The sequence below is a fragment of the Bacillus sp. FSL R5-0593 genome (assembly GCF_038603755.1).
Lineage (GTDB): Bacteria > Bacillota > Bacilli > Bacillales > Bacillaceae > Bacillus > Bacillus velezensis.
Map to the genome: position 1 here is coordinate 1 of NZ_CP152011.1, position 10000 is coordinate 10000.

Below are 10000 nucleotides of genomic sequence, written 5' to 3' on the forward strand. Positions count from 1 at the left end.
ATGGAGAATATATTGGATCTTTGGAATCAAGCTCTAGCTCAAATTGAGAAAAAGCTAAGCAAACCGAGTTTCGAAACTTGGATGAAGTCGACGAAAGCCCATTCGCTGCAAGGGGATACCTTAACCATCACCGCTCCCAATGAATTTGCCAGAGACTGGCTGGAGTCCAGGTACTTACATCTCATTGCAGATACCATATACGAATTAACCGGGGAAGAATTGAGCGTCAAATTTGTCATTCCTCAAAATCAGGACGAAGAAAACTTTTTACCGAAACCGCAAGTGAAAAAAGCGGCAAAAGAGGAACCGTCTGATTTTCCCCAAAGCATGCTCAACCCGAAATATACATTCGACACATTCGTCATCGGATCGGGAAACCGATTCGCCCATGCAGCATCACTGGCTGTGGCGGAAGCACCCGCTAAAGCGTACAACCCTTTATTTATATACGGGGGAGTCGGCTTAGGAAAAACTCACTTAATGCACGCGATCGGCCATTATGTCATTGATCATAATCCTTCAGCCAAAGTGGTGTACCTGTCTTCTGAAAAATTCACAAATGAATTCATCAACTCAATCCGCGATAATAAAGCCGTTGATTTCCGCAACCGCTATCGGAACGTTGATGTACTTTTGATAGATGATATTCAATTTTTAGCCGGAAAAGAACAAACACAGGAAGAGTTTTTCCATACATTCAACACGCTTCATGAAGAAAGCAAACAAATCGTGATTTCCAGCGACAGACCGCCGAAAGAGATCCCGACCCTTGAAGACCGCCTTCGTTCGCGGTTCGAATGGGGATTGATTACGGATATCACACCGCCGGATCTGGAAACGCGGATTGCCATCCTGAGAAAGAAAGCGAAGGCGGAAGGCCTTGATATTCCGAACGAGGTCATGCTTTACATCGCGAATCAGATTGACAGCAACATCCGCGAACTGGAAGGGGCATTAATCCGGGTTGTCGCCTATTCATCCTTAATCAATAAAGACATTAACGCAGACCTGGCTGCAGAAGCATTGAAAGATATCATTCCGTCTTCTAAGCCGAAGGTCATTACGATAAAAGAGATTCAGCGGATTGTCGGACAGCAGTTCAACATTAAGCTTGAAGATTTCAAAGCGAAAAAGCGCACGAAATCCGTGGCGTTCCCAAGACAAATTGCGATGTATCTTTCAAGAGAAATGACGGATTCTTCTTTGCCTAAAATCGGGGAAGAATTTGGCGGCAGAGACCATACAACCGTCATTCACGCCCATGAAAAGATTTCAAAACTGCTGATTGATGACGAGCAGCTTCAGCAGCAGGTGAAAGAAATAAAAGAACTGCTTAAATAATAGTGCCCTCGGATGAATCGGGGAAAGTGTGAATAACTTTTTCATAGCCATACACAGTCTGTCCACATGTGGATAGGCTGTATTTCCTGTCTTTTTCACAACTTATCCACAAATCCACAGGCCCTACTATTACTACTGCTATTTTTAAAATATATTAATTATATTATCCGTTAGGAGGATAAACATGAAATTTACGATTCAAAAAGATCGTTTAGTCGAAAGTGTACAAGACGTTCTAAAAGCCGTTTCATCCAGAACCACAATTCCCATTCTCACCGGTATTAAGATCGTCGCCTCAGATGAAGGAGTATCTTTCACGGGAAGTGACTCTGATATTTCAATCGAGTCATTCATTCCGAAAGAAGAAGATGATAAAGAAATCGTGACGATCGATCAGCCGGGAAGTATCGTGCTGCAAGCCCGTTTCTTCAGCGAAATCGTTAAAAAACTTCCGATGGCGACTGTTGAAATCGAAGTTCAAAATCAATATTTAACGATTATCCGTTCCGGAAAAGCCGAATTTAATTTAAACGGCCTTGATGCAGATGAATATCCGCATCTGCCGCAAATCGAAGAGCATCACGCCATTCAGATTCCGACGGATCTTTTGAAAAACCTGATCCGCCAAACCGTGTTCGCTGTGTCCGCCTCAGAAACACGCCCTATCTTGACAGGTGTAAACTGGAAAGTCGAAAACGGTGAATTATTATGCACTGCCACGGATAGCCACCGACTCGCTTTAAGAAAGGCGAAGCTTGATATTCCGGAAGACAGCTCTTATAACGTGGTCATTCCCGGGAAAAGCTTAACTGAGCTGAGCAAAATTCTTGATGACAACCAAGAACTGGTTGATATCGTCATTACAGAAACCCAAGTTCTGTTCAAAGCGAAAAACGTATTGTTCTTCTCAAGATTGCTTGACGGAAACTATCCGGACACGACCAGCTTAATTCCGCAGGAAAGCAAAACGGAAATCGTCGTGAACACGAAGGAATTTTTACAGGCGATAGACCGTGCTTCTTTATTGGCGAGAGAAGGCCGCAACAACGTTGTAAAGCTTTCTGCCAAACCGGCGGATTCGCTGGAGATTTCATCAAATTCTCCGGAAATCGGGAAAGTGGTCGAAGCTGTGCTGGCTGACCAGATTGACGGCGAGGAATTAAATATTTCATTCAGTCCAAAATATATGATGGACGCACTGAAAGTACTTGAAGGAGCGGACATCCGTATCAGCTTTACGGGAGCGATGAGACCGTTTCTTATCCGTACGCCGAATGATGAAACCATCGTTCAGCTCATCCTTCCGGTCAGAACGTATTAATCAAACAGAATGTGCTGCCGGCTTAGTTCGGCAGCTTTTCTATTCATCAGCCGCTCCCTCAAGTTTTCCCTTTCCTTATTTCAGGATTTTTTAGTACAATTAGATATTAGTGATATTTGAAAGAGGTCGATAATATGGCAAATCCGATTTCGATTGATACAGAAATGATTACGCTTGGCCAGTTTTTAAAATTAGCCGATGTGATTCAGTCCGGCGGCATGGCGAAGTGGTTTCTGAGCGAGCATGAGGTGACTATCAACAATGAACCTGACAATCGCCGCGGCAGAAAGCTTTACGTTGGAGACGTGGTCGCGATTGAAGGATTTGGTTCATTTCAAGTCGTCAATTAAAGCGGGTGACAGCGGTTGTATATCCAAAATTTAGAATTAACATCCTACCGTAATTATGAGCGCGCTGAGCTTCAATTCGAAAACAAGGTGAATGTGATCATCGGGGAAAATGCCCAAGGCAAAACCAATCTGATGGAAGCCATCTATGTCCTTTCGATGGCAAAATCACACCGCACCTCAAATGACAAAGAACTTATACGGTGGGACGAAGACTATGCTAAAATAGAAGGAAGAGTGATGAAGCGAAACGGGGACATCCCGATGCAGCTTGTCATCTCCAAAAAAGGTAAAAAGGGCAAGGTCAATCATATAGAGCAGCAAAAACTCAGTCAGTATGTCGGAGCGCTGAACACCATTATGTTTGCCCCTGAGGATTTAAATCTCGTCAAAGGAAGCCCTCAGGTAAGGAGGAGATTTCTCGATATGGAGATCGGGCAGGTTTCTGCCGTTTATCTGTATGATTTATCTCTGTATCAAAAAATCCTTTCACAGCGGAATCATTTTCTGAAACAGCTGCAAAGCCGGAAACAGACTGACCGGACCATGCTTGACGTTCTCACTGATCAGCTGATTGAAGCAGCCGCAAAAGTTGTCGCCAAACGTCTGCAGTTTACGGCGCAGCTTGAAAAATGGGCGCAGCCGATCCATTCCGGCATTTCCCGGGGACTTGAAGAACTGACGCTTAAGTATCACACGGCGCTTGATGTATCAGATCCCAAAGATTTGTCGAAAATAGGTAACAGCTACCAGGAGTCTTTTTCGAAATTAAAAGAAAAAGAAATAGAACGAGGCGTCACATTATTCGGACCGCATCGGGATGATGTCCTTTTTTATGTGAACGGACGCGATGTGCAGACGTACGGTTCGCAGGGACAGCAGCGTACGACGGCTTTGTCTTTGAAGCTGGCCGAAATAGATTTGATTCATGAAGAAATCGGAGAATACCCCATTTTACTATTGGATGATGTACTAAGCGAGCTGGATGATTACCGACAGTCCCATTTGCTTCATACGATCCAAGGCCGTGTGCAGACATTTGTCACCACGACAAGCGTGGATGGCATTGACCACGATACCTTACATCAAGCAGGAATGTTCCGTGTGGAAAACGGTACGTTAGTGAAGTGAAGAAATGAGGTGAGCGATTGTATATTCATTTAGGTGACGACTTTGTCGTTTCAACACGCGATATCGTCGGCATTTTTGACTGCAAGGTCAATGTATCGCCGATCGTTGAAGAATTTCTGGACAGACAGAAAGAAAAAGTAGTGCCGTCCGTAAACGGCACGCCAAAGTCTATCGTAGTCACGACTGAGAATATATATTACTCTCCCTTATCTTCCGGCACACTGAAGAAACGTGCGCAATTTATGTTAGAAATAGATTCTTAGCGGATCTTTACAATGAATATATCGTTTAAGAAAAGTGTAGGTGAATGTGCATGGCTATGGAACAGCAGCAAAATAGTTATGATGAGAATCAGATACAGGTATTAGAAGGTTTGGAAGCTGTTCGAAAGAGACCGGGGATGTACATCGGATCAACTAACAGCAAAGGCCTTCACCACTTGGTGTGGGAAATCGTCGACAACAGTATTGACGAAGCCCTGGCCGGTTATTGTACAGATATTAACATCGAGATTGAAAAAGATAACAGCATTACCGTTAAGGACAACGGGCGCGGCATTCCGGTCGGTATCCAGGAGAAGATGGGCCGCCCTGCGGTTGAAGTCATCATGACCGTTCTCCACGCCGGCGGTAAATTTGACGGAAGCGGATATAAAGTATCCGGCGGTCTTCACGGTGTAGGGGCGTCTGTCGTAAACGCCTTGTCGACCACTCTTGACGTTACGGTTCATCGTGACGGAAAAATCCACTATCAGGCGTACGAGCGCGGTGTACCTGTGGCCGATCTTGAAGTGATCGGTGATACTGATAAGACCGGAACGATTACGCACTTCGTTCCGGATCCGGAAATCTTCAAAGAAACAACCGTATACGACTATGATCTGCTTTCAAACCGTGTCCGGGAATTGGCCTTCCTGACAAAAGGCGTAAACATCACGATTGAAGACAAACGTGAAGGACAAGAACGGAAAAACGAGTACCACTACGAAGGCGGAATCAAAAGCTATGTTGAGTACTTAAACCGTTCCAAAGAAGTCGTTCATGAAGAGCCGATTTATATCGAAGGCGAGAAAGACGGCATAACGGTTGAAGTTGCATTGCAATACAACGACAGCTATACAAGCAATATTTATTCTTTCACGAATAATATCAACACATACGAAGGCGGCACGCACGAGGCCGGATTTAAAACCGGTCTGACCCGTGTCATAAACGACTATGCAAGAAGAAAAGGGATTTTCAAAGAAAATGATCCGAATTTAAGCGGGGATGATGTGAGAGAAGGGCTGACTGCCATTATTTCAATTAAGCACCCTGATCCGCAATTCGAAGGGCAGACGAAAACGAAGCTCGGCAACTCCGAAGCGAGAACGATCACTGATACGCTGTTTTCTTCTGCGCTGGAAACATTCCTTCTTGAAAATCCGGACTCAGCCCGCAAAATCGTTGAAAAAGGTTTAATGGCCGCAAGAGCGCGGATGGCAGCGAAAAAAGCACGGGAATTGACCCGGCGCAAAAGTGCGCTTGAGATTTCCAATCTGCCGGGCAAACTGGCGGACTGTTCTTCTAAAGATCCGAGCATTTCCGAGCTGTATATCGTAGAGGGTGACTCTGCGGGCGGATCAGCGAAACAAGGACGGGACCGTCATTTCCAAGCTATTCTGCCGCTGCGCGGTAAGATTCTGAACGTTGAGAAAGCCAGACTTGATAAGATCCTCTCAAACAATGAGGTCAGATCAATGATCACGGCTCTCGGAACAGGAATCGGAGAAGATTTTAATCTTGAAAAAGCGCGTTATCATAAAGTGGTCATCATGACGGATGCCGATGTTGACGGCGCCCACATCAGAACGCTTTTATTAACGTTCTTCTACAGATACATGCGGGAAATCATCGAAAACGGCTATGTCTACATTGCCCAGCCGCCGCTTTATAAAGTGCAGCAGGGAAAACGGGTGGAATACGCTTATAACGATAAGCAGCTTGATGAGCTGTTAAAAGAGCTTCCGCAATCACCTAAGCCCGGCCTCCAGCGTTATAAAGGTCTTGGAGAAATGAACGCGACTCAGCTTTGGGAAACGACAATGGACCCTGCGACCAGAACGCTTCTGCAAGTCAATCTTGAAGATGCAATGGACGCTGACGAGACTTTTGAAATGCTGATGGGTGACAAAGTAGAACCGCGGAGAAACTTTATAGAAGCAAACGCCAGATACGTGAAAAATCTTGATATTTAACCAAGAAAGCCTTATTTTCGTTAAGAAATAAGGCTTTTTTCTCAAAGCGGCTTCTAAAGCCTCTGAAAACCCGCAAAACCCGTATATTCTACTAAATTAATGTGTATAAACACAAGTTTATTGATATAATGGAGAATAGTGAAATCGTATTGAAGATCATAATGGACAATCTACTCCCACATTATTTCATGTGATACTTCAGGGAGGTTTTTTTAATGAGTGAACAAAACACACCACAAGTACGTGAAGTCAATATCAGTCAGGAAATGCGGACATCCTTCCTGGACTATGCAATGAGCGTTATCGTATCCCGGGCGCTTCCGGATGTGCGTGACGGTCTGAAGCCGGTTCACAGACGGATTTTGTACGCGATGAATGATTTAGGCATGACCAGTGACAAACCATATAAAAAATCTGCCCGTATCGTCGGTGAAGTTATCGGTAAGTACCACCCGCACGGTGACTCAGCGGTTTACGAATCAATGGTCAGAATGGCGCAGGATTTTAACTACCGCTACATGCTTGTTGACGGACACGGCAACTTCGGTTCGGTTGACGGCGACTCAGCGGCCGCGATGCGTTACACAGAAGCGAGAATGTCAAAAATCGCAATGGAAATCCTCCGGGACATTACGAAAGATACGATTGATTATCAAGATAACTATGACGGCGCAGAAAGAGAACCTGTCGTCATGCCTTCGAGATTTCCGAATCTGCTCGTCAACGGAGCTGCCGGTATCGCGGTCGGAATGGCGACAAATATTCCTCCGCATCAGCTTGGGGAAGTCATTGAAGGCGTGCTTGCCGTAAGTGAGAATCCTGAGATTACAAACCAGGAGCTGATGGAATACATCCCGGGCCCGGATTTTCCGACTGCAGGTCAGATTTTAGGCCGGAGCGGCATCCGCAAGGCATATGAATCCGGACGGGGATCAATCACAATCCGAGCTAAGGCTGAAATCGAAGAGACATCATCGGGAAAAGAAAGAATTATTGTCACAGAACTTCCTTATCAGGTGAACAAAGCGAGATTAATTGAAAAAATCGCAGATCTTGTCCGGGACAAAAAAATCGAAGGAATTACCGATCTGCGAGACGAATCCGACCGTAACGGAATGAGAATCGTCATTGAGATCCGCCGTGACGCCAATGCTCACGTCATTTTGAATAACCTGTACAAACAAACGGCCCTGCAGACGTCTTTCGGAATCAACCTGCTGGCGCTCGTTGACGGACAGCCGAAGGTACTAAGCCTGAAACAATGTCTGGAACATTATCTTGATCACCAAAAGGTTGTGATCCGGCGCAGAACGGCTTACGAACTCCGCAAAGCGGAAGCGAGAGCTCACATTCTGGAAGGTTTAAGAATTGCTCTCGATCATTTAGATGCCGTTATTTCTCTTATCCGCAATTCCCAGACGGCTGAAATTGCGAGAACAGGTTTGATCGAACAATTCTCACTGACTGAAAAACAAGCGCAAGCCATTCTGGATATGCGCCTTCAGCGATTAACCGGTCTGGAGCGCGAAAAGATTGAAGAGGAATATCAATCACTTGTTGCGCTTATCGCCGAGCTGAAAGATATTTTAGCCAATGAAGCAAGAGTTCTTGAGATCATTCGTGAAGAGCTCAATGAAATCAAAGAGCGTTTCAATGATGAGAGACGCACTGAAATCGTGACGTCCGGTCTTGAAACAATTGAAGATGAAGATCTTATCGAGAGAGAAAATATCGTCATCACACTGACCCATAACGGCTATGTTAAACGTCTCCCGGCGTCCACATACCGCAGCCAAAAACGGGGCGGAAAAGGCGTACAGGGAATGGGAACGAATGAAGATGACTTTGTGGAACACTTAATTTCCACATCAACGCACGATACGATCCTGTTCTTCTCTAATAAAGGGAAGGTATACCGTTCTAAAGGATATGAAATCCCTGAATACGGCCGTACGGCAAAAGGCATTCCGATTATTAACCTTCTGGAGGTTGAAAAAGGTGAATGGATTAATGCCATTATTCCGGTCAGCACGTTTGATGAGGAGCAATACCTCTTCTTTACGACCAAACAAGGGGTGTCGAAACGTACGGCACTGTCCCAGTTTGCGAATATACGGAATAACGGGCTGATCGCCCTAGGTCTCCGGGAAGACGATGAACTGATGGCCGTCCGCCTGACTGACGGCAAGAAACAAATCATCATCGGAACGAAGAACGGTTTGCTGATCCGTTTCCCTGAAGCAGATGTAAGACAAATGGGACGCACAGCTGCGGGTGTTAAAGGCATCACGCTGACAGACGATGATGTCGTGGTAGGCATGGAGATTCTTGAAGAAGACTCCCATGTCCTCATAGTGACAGAAAACGGCTACGGCAAACGCACACCGGCTTCAGAATACAGAGTTCAAAGCCGGGGCGGAAAAGGCCTTAAAACATGTAAAATCACTGACAGCAACGGTCCGTTAGTAACCGTGAAAGCAACAAAAGGCGAAGAGGACTTAATGATTATTACGGCAAGCGGCGTGTTAATCAGAATGGATATTAATGATATCTCCACTACGGGACGCGTAACACAAGGCGTCCGTCTGATCCGCATGTCTGATCAAGAGCATGTAGCCACTGTGGCGCTTGTGGAAAAGAATGAAGAAGAGCCGGAAGAAACGGAAGAAGTATAAACGTAAAAGCGCAGCTGCAACAGGCTGCGCTTTTACTATATAAAGAAATGAAAAAAAAAGCTTTGACACATAGTGATGATGCTGATATAATCATTTTTGTTGTCTTTTTAATAGAAAGGCAAGCCTAGCGAAAATATTTTTTAAAAAAGTATTGACCTAGCAAACTGAAAATGTTATGATTAAGAGGTCGCTTCGAGAGAAGCAACAAAGTTCTTTGAAAACTAAACAAGACAAAACGTACCTGTTAATTCAAAGTTTTAAATAAATCGCACAGCGATGTGCGTAGTCAGTCAAACTACTTTATCGGAGAGTTTGATCCTGGCTCAGGACGAACGCTGGCGGCGTGCCTAATACATGCAAGTCGAGCGGACAGATGGGAGCTTGCTCCCTGATGTTAGCGGCGGACGGGTGAGTAACACGTGGGTAACCTGCCTGTAAGACTGGGATAACTCCGGGAAACCGGGGCTAATACCGGATGGTTGTCTGAACCGCATGGTTCAGACATAAAAGGTGGCTTCGGCTACCACTTACAGATGGACCCGCGGCGCATTAGCTAGTTGGTGAGGTAACGGCTCACCAAGGCGACGATGCGTAGCCGACCTGAGAGGGTGATCGGCCACACTGGGACTGAGACACGGCCCAGACTCCTACGGGAGGCAGCAGTAGGGAATCTTCCGCAATGGACGAAAGTCTGACGGAGCAACGCCGCGTGAGTGATGAAGGTTTTCGGATCGTAAAGCTCTGTTGTTAGGGAAGAACAAGTGCCGTTCAAATAGGGCGGCACCTTGACGGTACCTAACCAGAAAGCCACGGCTAACTACGTGCCAGCAGCCGCGGTAATACGTAGGTGGCAAGCGTTGTCCGGAATTATTGGGCGTAAAGGGCTCGCAGGCGGTTTCTTAAGTCTGATGTGAAAGCCCCCGGCTCAACCGGGGAGGGTCATTGGAAA

General features: G+C 45.7%; 7 protein-coding genes and 1 rRNA gene (1 of these 8 cut by a window edge). All 8 read left to right on the plus strand.

Translation table 11 applies throughout. From position 1 onward, the window contains the following. Positions 1 to 1341, plus strand: a complete 1341-nt coding sequence (gene dnaA, locus NYE36_RS00005) for a chromosomal replication initiator protein DnaA (protein WP_007409908.1) — start codon at positions 1 to 3, stop codon at positions 1339 to 1341. A 184-nt stretch (positions 1342 to 1525) separates the two neighbouring features. After that, positions 1526 to 2662 carry a DNA polymerase III subunit beta gene (gene dnaN / locus NYE36_RS00010; protein ID WP_014416704.1) on the plus strand — a complete coding sequence of 379 codons (1137 nt, stop codon included), beginning with the start codon at positions 1526 to 1528 and terminating at the stop codon, positions 2660 to 2662. 134 nt (positions 2663 to 2796) lie between these two features. Beyond that, on the plus strand, positions 2797 to 3012 hold the full coding sequence (gene rlbA, locus NYE36_RS00015) for a ribosome maturation protein RlbA (RefSeq protein WP_064115174.1): 216 nt from the start codon (positions 2797 to 2799) through the stop codon (positions 3010 to 3012). 15 nt (positions 3013 to 3027) lie between these two features. Next, positions 3028 to 4140 (plus strand): DNA replication/repair protein RecF, encoded by a 1113-nt coding sequence (gene recF, locus NYE36_RS00020; RefSeq protein ID WP_007409910.1) that lies wholly within the window; start codon positions 3028 to 3030, stop codon positions 4138 to 4140. A 17-nt stretch (positions 4141 to 4157) separates the two neighbouring features. After that, complete coding sequence (locus NYE36_RS00025; RefSeq protein WP_004392908.1) at positions 4158 to 4403, plus strand: extracellular matrix/biofilm biosynthesis regulator RemA family protein; 246 nt, start codon at positions 4158 to 4160, stop codon at positions 4401 to 4403. A 56-nt stretch (positions 4404 to 4459) separates the two neighbouring features. Then, on the plus strand, positions 4460 to 6376 hold the full coding sequence (gene gyrB, locus NYE36_RS00030) for a DNA topoisomerase (ATP-hydrolyzing) subunit B (protein WP_014720600.1): 1917 nt from the start codon (positions 4460 to 4462) through the stop codon (positions 6374 to 6376). Positions 6377 to 6591: 215 nt separating this feature from the next. After that, positions 6592 to 9051, plus strand: coding sequence for a DNA gyrase subunit A (gene gyrA / locus NYE36_RS00035; protein WP_015239009.1), 2460 nt, complete (start codon positions 6592 to 6594; stop codon positions 9049 to 9051). A gap of 300 nt (positions 9052 to 9351) precedes the next feature. Next, positions 9352 to 10000 (plus strand): 16S ribosomal RNA (locus tag NYE36_RS00040) (it continues 901 nt past the right edge of the window).